Annotated in this window: 12 protein-coding genes and 4 pseudogenes; 9 read left to right on the top strand and 7 right to left on the bottom strand. The window is 51.0% G+C overall.

Translation table 11 applies throughout. From position 1 onward, the window contains the following. Positions 1–285: 285 nt before the first annotated feature. The 4 genes from mobF (at position 286) to IDM49_RS12105 (ending at position 6,297) form a co-directional block, all read left to right on the top strand. Positions 286–4,062, top strand: coding sequence for a MobF family relaxase (mobF, locus tag IDM49_RS12120; RefSeq protein WP_193836805.1), 3,777 nt, complete (start codon positions 286–288; stop codon positions 4,060–4,062). A gap of 353 nt (positions 4,063–4,415) precedes the next feature. Then, positions 4,416–5,276: a hypothetical protein gene (locus IDM49_RS12115; protein ID WP_193836804.1), complete on the top strand. Its 861-nt coding sequence runs from the start codon at positions 4,416–4,418 to the stop codon at positions 5,274–5,276. 215 nt (positions 5,277–5,491) lie between these two features. Continuing rightward, positions 5,492–6,085 carry a ParA family protein gene (locus IDM49_RS12110; protein ID WP_193836803.1) on the top strand — a complete coding sequence of 198 codons (594 nt, stop codon included), beginning with the start codon at positions 5,492–5,494 and terminating at the stop codon, positions 6,083–6,085. Next, positions 6,082–6,297: a plasmid partition protein ParG gene (locus IDM49_RS12105; protein ID WP_193836802.1), complete on the top strand. Its 216-nt coding sequence runs from the start codon at positions 6,082–6,084 to the stop codon at positions 6,295–6,297. The genes IDM49_RS12110 and IDM49_RS12105 overlap by 4 nt, the downstream gene beginning before the upstream one ends. A 302-nt stretch (positions 6,298–6,599) precedes the next feature. Here IDM49_RS12105 and IDM49_RS12615 read toward each other — a convergent pair. Next, a pseudogene (locus tag IDM49_RS12615) lies at positions 6,600–6,971 on the bottom strand (transposase family protein); the annotation flags it as partial. A 469-nt stretch (positions 6,972–7,440) separates the two neighbouring features. On the opposite strand from IDM49_RS12615, the gene IDM49_RS12095 reads away from it, so the two are divergent. Next, positions 7,441–7,929, top strand: coding sequence for a GNAT family N-acetyltransferase (locus tag IDM49_RS12095; RefSeq protein WP_193836801.1), 489 nt, complete (start codon positions 7,441–7,443; stop codon positions 7,927–7,929). On the opposite strand, the gene IDM49_RS12090 is transcribed toward IDM49_RS12095, so the two are convergent. From IDM49_RS12090 to IDM49_RS12505, 3 genes and pseudogenes are all read right to left on the bottom strand, one after another. Beyond that, a complete protein-coding gene (locus tag IDM49_RS12090; protein ID WP_228008272.1) occupies positions 7,926–8,843 on the bottom strand; it encodes an MFS transporter in 918 nt (305 codons plus the stop codon). The two genes, IDM49_RS12095 and IDM49_RS12090, sit on opposite strands and share 4 nt — an antisense overlap. A gap of 21 nt (positions 8,844–8,864) precedes the next feature. After that, on the bottom strand, positions 8,865–9,455 hold the full coding sequence (locus tag IDM49_RS12610; protein ID WP_193836814.1) for a transposase family protein: 591 nt from the start codon (positions 9,453–9,455) through the stop codon (positions 8,865–8,867). Further along, positions 9,392–9,523 (bottom strand): annotated as a pseudogene (locus IDM49_RS12505) (transposase family protein); the annotation flags it as partial. The gene IDM49_RS12610 and the pseudogene IDM49_RS12505, both read right to left, overlap by 64 nt. Before the next feature lie 44 nt (positions 9,524–9,567). Between IDM49_RS12505 and IDM49_RS12500 the strand changes: the two are divergent. From IDM49_RS12500 to IDM49_RS12070, 4 genes and pseudogenes are all read left to right on the top strand, one after another. After that, positions 9,568–9,787, top strand: a pseudogene (locus tag IDM49_RS12500) (hypothetical protein). A 120-nt stretch (positions 9,788–9,907) separates the two neighbouring features. After that, a complete protein-coding gene (locus IDM49_RS12080; RefSeq protein WP_322746001.1) occupies positions 9,908–10,828 on the top strand; it encodes an IS3 family transposase in 921 nt (306 codons plus the stop codon). Positions 10,829–10,876: 48 nt separating this feature from the next. Continuing rightward, positions 10,877–11,551: pseudogene (locus IDM49_RS12075) on the top strand (type ISP restriction/modification enzyme); the annotation flags it as partial. Positions 11,552–11,620: 69 nt separating this feature from the next. After that, complete coding sequence (locus IDM49_RS12070; protein ID WP_144691027.1) at positions 11,621–11,857, top strand: antitoxin; 237 nt, start codon at positions 11,621–11,623, stop codon at positions 11,855–11,857. Positions 11,858–12,410: 553 nt separating this feature from the next. On the opposite strand, the gene IDM49_RS12065 is transcribed toward IDM49_RS12070, so the two are convergent. The 3 genes from IDM49_RS12065 to IDM49_RS12055 form a co-directional block, all read right to left on the bottom strand. Next, positions 12,411–13,361, bottom strand: coding sequence for a replication protein RepA (locus tag IDM49_RS12065; protein ID WP_099299418.1), 951 nt, complete (start codon positions 13,359–13,361; stop codon positions 12,411–12,413). Between the two features lie 320 nt (positions 13,362–13,681). Further along, positions 13,682–14,005, bottom strand: a complete 324-nt coding sequence (gene trxA, locus IDM49_RS12060) for a thioredoxin (RefSeq protein ID WP_099299417.1) — start codon at positions 14,003–14,005, stop codon at positions 13,682–13,684. Between the two features lie 94 nt (positions 14,006–14,099). Continuing rightward, positions 14,100–14,714, bottom strand: a complete 615-nt coding sequence (locus IDM49_RS12055) for a CueP family metal-binding protein (RefSeq protein WP_180965366.1) — start codon at positions 14,712–14,714, stop codon at positions 14,100–14,102. Between the last annotated feature and the right edge of the window lie 5 nt (positions 14,715–14,719).

Below are 14,719 nucleotides of genomic sequence, written 5' to 3'. Positions count from 1 at the left end.
GAGCTACTGTCACTCCCCTTTCTCAGTACCTGATACTTAAAATTCTTATCCTCTCAACTTACTTTTATTATCTTTCCCAGCTCTTTTCATACTCCCCTGGGATTCCTACAATCCACCGGTCTTTCTCTCACTCTGACAATCCTTCTCACACTACTTAATTTCTATGCACGTATTCCCACCCTGGTGATAACAGTGCTTGATGTGTGATAATTACCCTCAGAACCACTCCCTTCGGGGGCTTTCGAACCATTCAGGCAAGGCGGTGAACACCAGGTGAAAGGCGGCATGACCTTCTTCCACGGAACCACCGGCAAAGCCGTACGCCAATACCTGGAAAAAGACCGCACCGCCTCCACCTACTACCTCGAAAACGGCGAGTCCCTGGCAACCAACTACACCTATAACCACCACGGCGAGATCACAGATATCAAGCTGCTGGACGGGGATGCCTATGAGCGACTGATTGACGGCCGCGACCCTGTCACCGGTGAATTACGTGGCCGGGCGATGGGGGATAAGTCCACTCGCTTTATCGACAAACCCGTGAACATCTCCAAATCCTTGTCCTTGGTTGCTGAGATTAACCCGCAGGTTGGATTTGCCTTAGATCAGGCGATGAATCAGACAGTGGAAGCGTTGGGGTCGTATCTGGCGCAGAATACTCATGTGCGCGTTCGCGTTGGCAATGGTGAGCGGATTTGGTGCACCCCGGATCAGTTGGAGATTGCCACCGCTGCGCATCGTACTTCCCGTGATGGGGATCCGCACCGGCATATTCATGTGCACCTGATTAATAAGGCCCGGCTGGGCGATACCTGGTATGCGCTGGATACTTCTGAGGTGCGTCGGCTTAATAAGGTGCTCAATGCTGTAGGTGAGCGGGTTATTCATGCCGATGAGAATCTGAATCGGGTTTTAGCTCAGCAGGGGTACAGTTTTGATCCTGCCACCGGTGAGATCGCTGAGGTGGCAGCGTATACGCAAGGGTTTAGTCAGCGTGCTGCTGCTATTGCTGCCCGCCGCACGGAACTGTTGGCCGACTGGCAGGACAAGCATCCTGGTATTAGCCCGGGGCGGGCATTGTTAAACCAGATTGATTATCAAGCCTGGTCGCAAACCCGTGCGGTGAAGTCTTCTGAGACTACTGCTGATACTGATCGGTGGTTAGCTGAACTGGAGCAGTTGGGGTTCGTTGCCCCGCAGCCTCGTCTTTCTGTGGAGTCTAAGCCTCGGTTGGATCAGCTGAATCTAGCGGCTGGTGAGCTGGGGGCGGCTGTGGTTGGCGATGTTTCGGCGCAGAAGTCGTCCTGGTCGGTTGCAGATCTTACAGCCGGTGCTTATGAGCGTTTGTCGCATTATGATTTCGTGGCCTCCCGTGATGAGCTGGCTGAGTTTGTGGCGCATAGCGTGCAGGCCGCTAAGCAGTACTGTGAACCGGTGGTGGCTGGTGTTGAGGTGTCGCAGTTGCCGCACCACTTGAAGGTGTATACCTCACAGGATGTGGTGGAAGAAGAAGCAGAGTTGCGGCAGCATCTAGCGGCTTTAGGTGCCTCTGCTCCTGCTCAGCAGGTTCTGGTGGGATTGCGCCTGAAAAAAGTGGTTGGGGATATGCCCCAGGAGTTTATTGATGGCGTTTTCGCCTCAGGTGAGTATGTGGATCCGGTCGGTGAGTCTGTCAAGCCGCCGGTGAATGATGCGCATGCTCGTGCTTTGCAGATGATGTCTGGTTCTGCTCGTTTGGTGTCGGTGACGGGTCCTGCTGGTGCTGGTAAGACCAGTTTGCTCAAGGCTGCCAAGGTGATGGTTGAGGTTAAGGGTGGTCGTCAGATGATTGTGGCTCCTTCGGGTAAGGCAGCGGACGTGGCGCGTCAGGAAACTGGGTCACAATCGGGTACGGTGCATCAGTTGTTGCATGCCTATGGGTTTACCCAAACACAGGATCCGGTGACTGGTGAAAGGATCTGGGGTGAGCGTTTGGTGGTCGGTGATGCTGGGTATTCTCCGGTGCCGCGGGCGTGGGCGTTGGGTTCTTTGGATCAGGTGATTGTGGATGAGGCCTCGATGATGAGCCAGGATACTGCGGTGCGCCTGGTGCAGGTGGCTCGTGAGACTGGGGCGCAGTTGGTGTTGACTGGGGATTATGCTCAGTTATCTGCTGTGGGTCGTGGTGGTGTGCTTTCCTTGGCGCAGGCTGCTGGTGTTTCGGTGGATTTGGATTCGGTGTACCGGTTTAGGGCTGCTGATGGTGGTGTTGATACTGGGTATGCGGATTTGTCCTTGTTGATGCGTTCGCGCAAGGATGCTGGGGCGGTTTTTGATGCTCTGGTGGAGCGTGGGTTGGTGCAGGTGCATGGGAGTGTTGAGGATGCTCATGTTGCTTTGGCTTCGGCGTGGGTGGATGCTACGGGTGCGGGGCGTTGTGCGGTGGTTTCAGCTACGACGAATGAGGATGCTACGAGTGTGAATACCCTGGTGGCGGGTTTGCGTGCCACCGGTGGGGTTCGACCGAGTGCCTCGGAGTCTCTTGTTGCTGTGGATGATTCTTCTGATGTGTCTTCTGCCGCTGGGGCTCTCACGGGTATGGATGGGATTGGTATCCGGGTGGGGGATACAGTGATGGCTCGGAAGAATGATCATGATTTAGGTGTGCTGAACCGTCAGAGCTTCCGCGTCCTGGAAACCACTGAGAGTTTTGTGCGGGTGCAGTCCGTGAGTGACTCGCGGCGCCAGCTGAGTCTGCCGGTGGAATATGTGCGTGAGCATGTGCAGGCCGGTTATGCGGTGACTACGCATGGGGCTCAGGGGATGACGGTCGATGAGGCGCATACGCTGGTCACTGGTGCTTGTGATGGTGCTGGGGTTTATGTTGGTTTATCGCGGGGTAGGTTCTCTAATGTGGCGCATTTTGTGGCTACTGATCTGGAGGATGCGCGGGAGCAATTTATTGCGGCTATGAGCGTGGATCGGGCTGATCAGGGGTTGGAGGCTGCCCGTACCCAGCTGGGTCAGGAGCTCAAGCAGTTAGGTGTGTATCCGCGTGAGCGGGCTGATCATCGGGTGAAGGTGTGCCAGTTGCGTGCTGGTGATGGAGTAGTGGTAGCCAAGAATGCTGGTGATCGTGGGGAGTATGTGGTGTTAGAGAGCACCGCAGATGAAAACAATAAGTATCTTATGCGCCTGCACGAGGTTGGTGGGTCAGGTACGCGGTTGATGGTCGGTGATGGTCAGTCGACGATGCGTTTTACCGGGGCTAAGGTACTGCCGGTGACTGATGAGGGCCGGGGTCAGGTAAAGAAAATCTCAGCACGGATGAATCAGCGTGCCCAAGCGCAAACGTATGTTCATAAAGTCAATGAATGGGCGCAGGAGAATCAACCAGTACTGGAGCGCCTGGGGGCGGTGAAGATGTTGTTGAGCGCTCATGAGTCGGGGTTGGAGAGCGCGAGAAAAGAGCTGCGGGCTGTTGAGGCGAAGTATTTTGAACCGATGTTTAGTTATAAAACAGAGCTTTCGAATGCTACTGGTGCTGTGCGGGACGCGCAGCAGGAGTTAGAGCAGGCGGGTATTTTCCGTCGGCGGGGTGCTCGGGTGCGTTTGGAGCAGGCGCAGCAGAGGTTAGATGAGGTGCAGGCTGCGGGGTCTCCTGATCAGGGGCAGATTCAAGCTTTGCAGGAGAAGGTTGGTCATCTAGCGGGTTTGGTGGAGGTGACTCGCGGTGAGCATGAGGGTCTTTACCAGCAGGTGAAGGCGTCGATGCCTGCTAAGCCTCGCATGGGGAATGTTTATCGGTACGTGACCGGTAGTGGGGTGCGTGCTGATGGTTCGGTGGATGTGCGTCTTGTGGCTGGGTTTGACCAGGGCGTGGCGAAGGATTGTGAGGCTGTGGTGCAGGTGTTGAGTGTGGATCCTGTGAGCCGTGCTGGTGCCCGGTTATCGCAGGTACAGCAGGAGCAAGCTGTTCGTGAGCGTTCTGCCCGGCAGCAGGTTGATGATGCTTCGTATCATCGGTTCCAGCAGATGGGTGGGCCGTCGCGTGGGGCTGGTCCTTCCCTGGGATTCTAAGGAAACTGATGATGTGAGACGTTTTTTAAAACTTAACTGTCTGGTGCTTTATAGCCTGCGCGGAGCCTGGCTCATCCAGTACAGTAGAGACCAACGGTTTAAATAACGAAGGCCCCTCCGCCAAGAGGGGCTTTCATTAAGATTATGTGGATGACCATGCACCGCCAAGTTCCTGGTCATCAGTTAGGAAACGTCCATGTGCGCTACACACAGGAAGTGTTTCAGTGTCTAGTCTACCAATAAGTAGCGGGCAGAGTGCAAGAAAAAGGGCAAACGCCACAATTTTTCAGCTCATAGCATCCCGTCCTGCAGGAACCACCTCCCCCGAAAACGCTCTACCCTGGCGCAGGATCGTGGCCACACGCTACCTCTCACAGCTTTCTGAGACCAAGGCACGTACCGCACAGAAGATTATTGATTACATTAGCTACCGCTACCGCCTGGGCGAGTACACCGCCCAGTTCACCCAGGCTGAAATCGCCTCTCACTTGGGAGTTTGCACTAAAACGGTGCAGCGTTATCTGCATGAGCTCATTACCCGTAGACTTCTAGCAGTAGTAGTGCAAGGCAAGTCAGCTGCCTTTAGTCAGACAGATATTAATGAGGCACCCATTTACACTTTGTTGGTTCCTGTTGTTAAAAATGTCCATCCCTTAAGTTCTTTTAAGAAATCTGTTAAGTCCTTAAAGGAGCGGGAAGAAAAATTTCCTTTGACGCAGGTGCCGGCTGGTTATTCTGAGTGTTTAGCTGCTGCTCAGAGGCTCAAAGATGAGGTCATTGATTTACGTAGAGTACCTACACGGTTGTTAGCGGGGCATTTGCGGAAGGTTTTTGCTGCTGGTTGGTGTATCAAGGATATTGTGAGGGCTTTGGAGAAAACTCCTACTAGTGAGGTATATCAAACGCGCGGTGCTGGTGGTATGCGCTCAGTACTAGCCTGGTTGCATATTAGGCTCAAGGCATGGAGGCGTGAAGATGGTTCCTTGTTACCCTCCCCTACTGCTACTGAACGTGCAGAAGCACAGCGTGTGCGTGAAGCAGCGACTGCTCGTGAACAAGCGATACGTGCGAGGTTAGCTGAGGTTCAGGTGGTGCCGGTGCGTGGTTTGGAGCAGGTGCGTTTGATGCGGGAGTTCTTACGCATGAAGAATCATTTGGGCTGGGTAGAGGCTGAGAAGCTGTACCCTGAGCAGGCGTTGCTCGTAAAGGATTAGATTTCCAAATCTACTTGTAGAGTTCATAGCTTTGCTTTGGTCCGGGGGTATCGACTAGCGATATAAACCTGTGTGCCCTCTGTAGCTGCCACAGATACGGACCATCAGTGAAGACGGAAAACTGGTATCTGATTAGTGAAAATGTATAACAGTAAAAGCAACTATCTGTATAACAGTATTTATAGCAATACATAAAAACAGCTATACTGAAATACATGACCCACTACATCGGCATACTCAACAGCAAAGGCGGAGTCGGTAAAACCACCACCGCCATCCACCTAGCCCAAGCCCTAGTACCTCAACACTCAGTAGAGCTCTGGGATGCTGACCCTCAAGGATCAGCAACAGACTGGGCCTACACTACCGAAGAACACGGACAGCCACTACCGTTCCCCGTGGCTTCAGTTAACCACCGCGAAATCAGCCGAAAAACCACCGAGGCTGACTTCGTGCTTATCGATACCCCGCCCGGTAATAGCCAAGTATTGGATGCAGCCGCAGACCGTAGCACCATTCTTATCATCCCCACCAAGCCAGCAAGCTTGGATATGACCCGAGTGTGGGCAACCCTAGACTCCATCCCGGCCACACTACCTGCAATCGTTCTACTCACCCACGCCAACCCCAGAACAATCAGCTACCAACAAGCTATCGAAGCACTAGACCAAGCACAGATTGCTGTCTTTGATACCCCTATCAAGAACCTAGAGACCATCAAAAACAACGCCAATACCTACCCCAAAGACCTCGCAGGCTATGAACAGGTAGCAGCCGAACTATTGAACCTTATTGGAGATGAATCATGAGCGAGAAGAAGAACCTAATGACCCGCGCTGTAAGCACATCGGGTGGCGCCAAAGCTGATTTTAAAAAGTCATTTACGGCAGCTGATACATCACCTAAGAAGCAGCTGACCATCAAATTAGATGAGGCGAGACATCGGAAGCTGAAGACCTATGCGAGTCAGAACGGAACCACAATTACTGATCTGATTAGTGGTTATATCGATAATCTGTAAATCTGTAAAGCCATCTAACTGCATATATAGATAGATGGCTTTATTGCTGGGTCCAATGCGTCAGCTAGGTTTATCAGAAAGTGCCCCAGCTGCATAAAACACCCTACCAACACAACCCCATGACTACCTGAGGCCAATGTAAAAAATCGCCACGTCTTCACTTGCACAATGATTGTTTAGCCACCACACGATTCGAGATTAGTAAACTTTTTTACAGCCTTGACCCTCACAGGTGTCCTACAAGTTTTGCTATTCCTGGAGCGTGCAGCCGACCCCAGCATTACAGAGCCCCTTGTGGAGGTTTATTCATAAGATCCCACCAGAAACACCAAACCCCGCACCACCGCAAACACCCGCCTGAACCCCGTATGCAGAACCCGCCTGGTCTTGATATGAGCGATGACCCGCTCAACTACCGACCGCAGGCAGTTAATCACCCGGCTGTTCCCCTTCACTCCAGCTCTCAGCCGCTGGCCAGGCTCACGCTTGGTCGGAGTGGCTAATTCCAAACCCGCATAGCCCTTATCAGCCAGAGTTAAAGAATCCAACAACTGACTCAAGTCCATGGGACCTAAAGCGTAAGCATCATGTCTTGCTCCGGGTAAGGGATTCGAGATTGTCAGCAACTTACCATCGTAGGATGCAGATGACTTGATGGTTGAATCCTGCTTGTTTGTGCTTACCTGGAAAGTTTGTTTTTCCTCGTGAGCGCCAGTTCCAGGTGGGAACTAGCGTCCTATCAATGATGAGGGCATCAGGTGCTTTTAGGCCTTCTCTTAGGGTCCTGTTCAGCGGTTCAAGAACCTTGGCGAGTGTTTTTTCAACAGTCGCAATAATCCGTGAAATCGTGGGCTATGAGACTTCAAATAGTTGGGCGAGAACTTCTTGAGTGATGTTGCTCCGGTAGCTGATGAGTGTGATTTTAGGGCCTGGATGAGCCTGTGGGGCTTTTAGTCTGGTTTGCTCCAGGTGAGGTGGCTGTGATGAGCGTGGTGAACTGCTTGGCTGGCAGCCCGGCTGTACACTGGCGTAGCAACGGTTCTTCCGGTATGGCTTAAGGTTGTTTGTAGAGATTTAACACTCATATTTTTACCGTCTGGTTTTGAATGAATATGTTTGTGACTATATGAAAGAATATCAAAATTGTATTTTTATGAAAACCGCGAAATTCTAAGACTGGAGCCATTGACCTCAGCCCATGCTCGAATAATGTACCCAAAATTATTGAATAAGGATCTATATAGATATATAGAAGACGACCCCCCCCGCAGTATAGAAGAATTAAAAAAAGAATATGAAAACAAATACGCAAGATGGAACTCTGAAGACCCAAGATGGCGCAACTGGATTATATTGATTGGAAACAAGGCAGCAGGTTATGTCCAAGCCACAATAATGAAAGATGAAGCTATTCTGGGGTGGGTTGTATTTAATGAATACCAGGGTAGGGGAGTAGGGACTAATGCGGTTAGCGCTATGATAAAAGAAATCATAAGTGACACAGGTATCAAGAAATTTATTTGTACAATTGAAAAAAATAATATCCCTTCAAGGAAATTAGCCCGCAAACTTGATTTCAATTTTAGTTATAAAAATAAAAATGACATTATTTACCGTCTGATGATAATTTAATCTTCGATATTAGTTATATTTTCGTTAATAATCTTTTTATGAAACATTGAAAAAGAAATTAGACCCATAGCAACAGCCACAAATATAAGTATCAAATCATAATTAAAAAATATCGATAAGGTAGCCCCAGCAGCATAGCCAAGTACTACAGCAAACATGCCCAGTGATCGATTTGCAGCACTGGATATCGCACGTTCCTCATGGCTAATTACATTACTTCTATAATTAGATATATATACCCCCGAAGCAGCCGAAAATAGTTCATCTAATATCATCCCTAATAAAACAATCAAAACAGTAGTATAGAAGACTACAGAAAATCCCATAACTGTATAACTCAATAAAGCTAAAGCAGATATTATCGAAAATGTTATCTTCGAGAGATTACTCAATCTTGAAAAGATATTAGGTAGATATGATCCGATTACTGCGAAGACAATACCAGCTGACATCAATAGTCCATATTTCTCCGCTGAAATGTCAGATTTTTGTATTAGAACTATCAAGAAAAACGACATAAATACGGACTGTCCAAAGTTATATACAAAACCCCATATTGAAATAAGGCGCAATGGAGTGTTTCTGAAATTAATCTTAAATCCTGATAACAGGGAATCTGAATAATTGTCTTTTGCTTCAACTCTATCAGTTTTTATATTTAAGAGAGGAAATTTTATAAATATAACTAAACAACATGCTGCAGCAATAACTGCGACTACAAAAACTGACTTGCTCCCTAAAGATCCTATTAACAGTCCACCAAGAAAGGGCCCCAATGCATCCGCGGAGGACTCACTAACTGCTAAATGGGAGTATAGATTTGTACGTGATTTTCCTGAAGATATGTATGGGACTAAAACTGATATAGAAATCCCTGTATATAATGAGGCAACAGAAATCAGAATCGTGGCTATAGTGAATAAAATGAGGCTTATTCATAAGGGGTGCCCAGCAGCCAAAAACACCAAACCCCGAACTACCAAAAACACCCGCTCATAAGACCCCAACGGCCGACGGAAAACCGAATGCAAAACACGCCAGGTCTTGATCTGTGCAATCACCCGCTCCACCACAGCTCGCAGCTTATTGATAACACGGTTGTTGTCTTTAACGTCCCTAGGCGTTTTCACCCCTGCCTTACGCTTAGCCGGTGTCAGCAACCCCAAACCGACGTAGCCCTTATCGGCTAGGGTTGTCTCATCCAGATACTTCTCAAGACCGTGTTTCTTGAAGCAGTAAGCATCATATCTGGCACCAGGTAATTGATCCGTGATGGCAAGGAGTTTCCCATCAACGGTGCAGATGACCTGATGGTTGAAACCAGTATGCTTATGCTGACCGGAGAAGTTTATTTTCCCTAATGAACGCCAGTTCCAGGCTGGTACTAGGGTGCCATCAACAACTAGTGAACCTGGTGCATCGAGTGCTTTCCCAGTGGCTGGATCAGCGGCCTGAGAATCTTCACTAGTGCTTGTTCTATCAGGTTGATAGTCCTTGAAATTGTCGGTTGAGAGACGTCGTAGAATCCTGCCAACAGTTCTTCGGTCAGGTTGTGTCGGTGGTAGAGCAGGGTGATTTTAAGGGCCTGGGCCAGGGTTAGTGTTGGTGGCCTTTGAAGTGTCCCAGGTTTTGTTCCGTTTGAGTAGATGGGAAAATCTGGAATATGCCAAGAAAATTTGACCAGGATGCGAAGGATCGTGTGGTCCGTCTTGTAGAGGACCGCATCTTGGCGGAAAATATGTCGATGCAAGCCGCGTGCCAGGCAGTAGCCCCAAAGCTGGGGGTGTCATGGCACACAGCCCGTCAATGGACTTTGGCAGGCCCGCCGTGCGGGAAACATCCCAGAACCCGTGCCTGAAGATCTGGCCGCCGAAAACGCGAGGCTTCGCCGTGAAAATCAAGAGCTACGCGACACCAATGAACTTTTAAAGGCTGCCTCAGCTTTTTTCGCGTCGGAACTCGACCCAAAACGTCGGAAATGATCCGGTTCATCGATGAATACCGGAATCGTTTCTCTGTCGAGTTCATCTGTAAGACGTTGAAAAATAACCGCGCTGGTGGGTTCATCACCTCGCGTGGGTATCGTCAGTCCAAGGCCCGTGGGGTAAGTGCTCGCCGCCTTCGTGATGCTGTGCTGGTTGAACGCATTAGTGCTATCCATCGGGATAATTACGGCATCTACGGTGTGCGGAAAATGTGGCATGCTCTTCATCGTGACGGAATCGATATCGGTCGTGAACAAACCGCGCGGCTGATGCGTCTAGCCGGTGTATCAGGCAAAGGCAAAGGCCGCTCGCCTATGACCACTCGCACACCTCAAAGGCCGGATTTGCGCCCGGACTTGGTGGAGCGAGAATTCAAAGCCGAAGGCCCGAACAAGCTGTGGGTGGCTGATATTACCTACGTGCGCACGAAGAAAGGCTTTGTGTATGCCGCGTTTGTCACCGATGTTTACTCCCGACGGATCGTTGGGTGGGCGTTATCAGATTCCATGCGCACCGAAGCGTTGCCGCTGCAAGCTCTCAACCAGGCGATCGCGTCTGCTGAGGAAACAACAGGTCTCATTCATCATTCGGATCACGGCTCGCAGTATGTCAGCGTTGTCTACAACGAGCGTCTTGCCCAGCACGGGATTGCCGCTTCCACCGGAACTGTCGGGGATTCCTATGACAATGCTCTGGCGGAAAACGTTAATGGTTCCTACAAGAACGAGCTGATCCATACTCGCAGGTGGGATGAGGTTGTCGAGGTGGAAATCGCGACGTTTGAGTGGGTGTCATGGTGGAACGAGACGAGGCTTCATCAAAGCTTGGGGTACCGAACCCCGGTCGAGGTGGAAACCGATTTTTGGGACCAGAACCCGCCGCAAGTGATAATAGAAATCAAGGCAAATGCCTAGGAACAAAACTCGGGGCACTTCACAGCATTATCGGAGCGCTTCGGTAGAGAGATTACGGTACAAAAACTTACTGCTTATATTGCAGGTATTTCCGCCCACCCTGGATATGTAGAAGCATTTGATGAAGAACTGCATTATAGCGGCAATCGTGTGCCACTTACCGTCGATGTAGAGCTGTGGGATAAGGCTGTAGAAATTGGTCAGTTCATTATCTGGCTACATACTTTTGGCGACCGTGGGCACGCACCGAATAACGCAAAGAGTCTGTTTGATGTTGAAAGCACGCTGCCGCTGCCAACCTATGACACTGCCGTTGGTGTTGGAATGCCGGACGATGTTACCTACGACGAGACAACCCAAACTATTTATCTAGGCAAGGGCAGCTGGTCGAATGTGTCACCAGCCGTGTGGAACTACACAGTGGGTGGAAACTCCACAATCAAATCCTGGGTAGGTTATCGCCGTAAAAAACCTAAAGGCAGAAAGTCCTCACCACTCGATGACATCATCACCACAAGCTGGCCGACACAATGGTCAAGACAGTTTCACGAACTGCTAGTTACGCTTACCCATTTAATTCAGCTCGAAGCTGAACAGAAGGAACTCCTGGAGCAAATCATTGCTGGCGAACAACTAACTAAAGACGAATTAGCCTTTCATGGGGTGCAGTGGCCAGCAGAAAATAAAGATCGGAAACCACACTTTCCAGGCGATCTATTTTAAAATTCTGGCTATTAGACATTTGTTCGAAAGCCAGGAGATTATGTCGAAGCAGTGTGCAACAATAACGTCATGACTCGCCCAATTGATGAGCTGTTGCGCCAAGCTGGTGTGCCGTCGTTAGGGTCAAACAACGGCACACTCAGTGGTGGAGAGATGGCAATCGCACGTATTGTCAGTGCTCTGCGAGCAGATTGGGACAGGCTCGATGGTCAACAACAACGTGCGCTTATTACAGCGCTGGAAGCGTCCACACAGGCCACCGAAGAAGCCGAAGCATTCGTGCTGAATCAACTCAAGAAGCACTAAATCGCTCAAGCCCTGCCTGAGGGGCTAGAGGCAGGGCTTGAGTGTGACAGTGACCGTCCGGGGGGGGGGAGGGAGCGGTCTACAAACTATTCTGCGGAGCTTCGACAAAAGTAACAAGGGCGTGCCCACTCCAGTGAGCATTGACAGTAAGGATGAAATTATTGGGGTTCCTTTGTGAGAGTTCTCTTTAAAGATTCTTTGGTTATCTGTAGTCCTGGAGGCTGTGGTCAGTGAGTAGTCCAGGTTGTCTCGGTGGCAACCAAATCTTTGATTTGGGCGGCAGCACAACCGAACGTTAGTGAGGGCGTGAGCCACGATGGAATCTTATTTACTAGTTAGCGTTAGCGTTGACTGGTTGGTTTACCCCTGCTGGATATAGTTCTACAGTTTATAGTTATAAGCGACCAGGGGAAATAGATAAAATCCCAGTTCAAGCCCTGTGGATAACTGCTTGGATATTGGTAAATATGCGCAGCCGTATTGGTAAATATGCGCAGCCTGACCAGGGCATAAAGAAAGCGCCCACAAGGGGGCGCTCACTCGTTGATGAGTATTAATCCAGCTGCGGACGTGGCGGTTTTTTCTCAACTGAGGGAGATGTCTTAGTGACGGTGACTCCATCGAGGTCGGCTTTTATTCCACAATTACGCCATATCGCCTGAACATCGTGGATGGCTTTCTTGATTTCGTTGCGGAAGTTCACCCAGTCTTGCCCTGATACTAGCTCTTTGGTGGCGAAGCTTTGTGCCATCATGTCCCAGGTAAAAAGGTAGGAGTCTCGGTTGTTTTTGCTAAGCCAAAACTGCTTGACCGTTAGCCAGATATAAATGTCCATTGACCGTGGCTTGGTGAGCTGGCGTAGTACAGCAAGGTCGATAGGGATGGGGGCTTCGACAATGTGCTGGAAAAATTGTGGCGTGAGTTTGATGTAGGACTCGATGAAGCTTCCCTGATTAGGGTCGCGTGCATCAAACCATAAGTCCCATTCATCCATAATTTGAGTGTGTTTACCACGTGCGCGTACGCCATCGTCCTCTTTGACGGTCACGCGAGCATCAGCCAGGCGCAATAATTGCTCGCGGATATTGGCCAAGTTCCCTGTTGCGCCACCTGTGCCGCGTCCAGTTACTCCGATGGCTTGGAGGAAGTGGTTCATGGAGTGTCCGAGAGGGATGCGGACTGCTTGCTCAAGGTCTATTTTGCCTGCTTTGAGCTTTCCTGCGTTTTCCACGGCACGGGTGACGATGTAGGCCATGATTAGTCGGGGATATTTGCCGTAGGGCAATCCTCCATCGGCGTAGACAACGATTCGGCCTTGTGCTGTCTCTATGACTCGTTTTTCTTCGTCGGTCTTGCGGTATGGAAATAATGCTTGGACGAAGAGTTTGGATGTGTAGCCAATGTCTTGGGCGTTTATAAGTTCTTTTGCTTGATTAACTTCTCGGTCTTGGGCAGTCTTTTGGGCTGCTTGAAGCTGAGCAATTTTTTCTGGTGGCAGTGCCATGGAAGAATCCCTTTTCTGGTGACACTGCTTAACTTCTTGCAAACCGTGTATTTGGTGTATATGAACGAGGACAGAGGGCCACGCCCGTCGCCGGAGTTCGTGGAATGGCTTATGGATCTGCCAGTCAGATGGATTACCGACACGATGGGCGGACTGACTGCAAATCAGCAGAAGACCGCCTTCGGTAACGGGGTCCTGCCACTTCAAGCGCTCGTTGCACTGCGCAGTCTTGCATTACGTATGCAATCACGCTGAGTCGGGCGACCATCAACTGCCGCGCAACGGTCGGCGGAGTTCGGGAACGGTTCGACGGCCGAGCCTCAGATAATGCCTTCGAGGCGTTGCTCGATCTGCGGCTTCGGCATCGCCCCAATGATCTCGCGCACGATTTCACCCTTGTCGAAGACCTTCATCACAGGGATCGAACTGATGTTGTAGCGTGAGGCGATGTCGGGGTTCTCGTCGACATTGAGCTTGGCGATGAGGAGCTTTCCATCCTGCTCAGCTGCAATCTGGTCCAGGACCGGCGCGATCGCACGGCACGGGCCGCACCAGGCTGCCCAGAAGTCCACGAGAACGGGGACCTCGCTCTGGAGCACAACCTCTTCGAAGGCCTGGGTGTCGACGGTGGTGACTTCGCTCATGGGACTGCTTTCCTTCCTATTACACGTCGCGTGCGATAGACCGCGCGCACATCACAACACCCTACCCGGTGGGGGTATTCCCGTGGTGCTAGTTTTAGACCAGTCGCATCGTGGTCAGGCAGGTTTGCGCATCGTCGCCGACGGTCGAAAGTTCGGAGGTGACGGTCTGGCCGTCGTGGGTGATCGAGATCGATGTCTCGATGCCTCGGGGCAGCCAGATCCCGACGAAGCCGTTGTCGAGGGTTCTCAACTCCTCGTCGACGATCGTCTCGCCGGTCGTCGCATCCGTCACCGTTACGGCCACGTCTGCGTTGCGCAGCTCGCCCAGGCATCCGGTCGGGCTGTGGTAGTAGCAATCATGGGTCTGCGACCGATACGGGGCAACGGATACGTAGATCTCGTCACTGGGCAACCGCACCTCTGTCGCGTGCTCGTGCTGATCAGTGAGCGTGACCATCTCCGCAGTGATCGACGTGGTCAAGGTCTCCGTGCGATCGTCCAGCGGGATCGCATCGAGCGTTTCGACCAGCTCCCGCACGTCGAGGCCTTCGAGACCATTCTCGACAAGAATCTCGGCTCCGCTGGCCGAGGTGGCTGAGGGTGAGTCGTTGGCGGCCGCGCATCCGGTGAGCAGGAAAGCGCCGATCACGACGGTGGTTGCAGCGGTTTTCTTCCCGCCGTACTTCGGCAATGACCTGAGGTTTTTCATGGGAT

This window comes from Rothia terrae, from assembly GCF_014705925.2.
Classification (GTDB): Bacteria; Actinomycetota; Actinomycetes; order Actinomycetales; family Micrococcaceae; genus Rothia; species Rothia terrae.
Note: the sequence above shows the minus strand (reverse complement) of the source record. Positions and strands in the feature narration are given on the sequence as shown.

Bases quoted from the DNA above. Each gene is read 5' to 3' on its own strand.
- mobF (WP_193836805.1), top strand. From the start codon at position 286: ATGACCTTCTTCCACGGAACCACCGGCAAAGCCGTACGCCAATACCTG.
- IDM49_RS12110 (WP_193836803.1), top strand. From the start codon at position 5,492: ATGACCCACTACATCGGCATACTCAACAGCAAAGGCGGAGTCGGTAAA.
- IDM49_RS12105 (WP_193836802.1), top strand. From the start codon at position 6,082: ATGAGCGAGAAGAAGAACCTAATGACCCGCGCTGTAAGCACATCGGGT.
- IDM49_RS12080 (WP_322746001.1), top strand. From the start codon at position 9,908: ATGATCCGGTTCATCGATGAATACCGGAATCGTTTCTCTGTCGAGTTC.
- IDM49_RS12070 (WP_144691027.1), top strand. From the start codon at position 11,621: ATGACTCGCCCAATTGATGAGCTGTTGCGCCAAGCTGGTGTGCCGTCG.
- IDM49_RS12065 (WP_099299418.1), bottom strand. From the start codon at position 13,361: ATGGCACTGCCACCAGAAAAAATTGCTCAGCTTCAAGCAGCCCAAAAG.
- trxA (WP_099299417.1), bottom strand. From the start codon at position 14,005: ATGAGCGAAGTCACCACCGTCGACACCCAGGCCTTCGAAGAGGTTGTG.
- IDM49_RS12055 (WP_180965366.1), bottom strand. From the start codon at position 14,714: ATGAAAAACCTCAGGTCATTGCCGAAGTACGGCGGGAAGAAAACCGCT.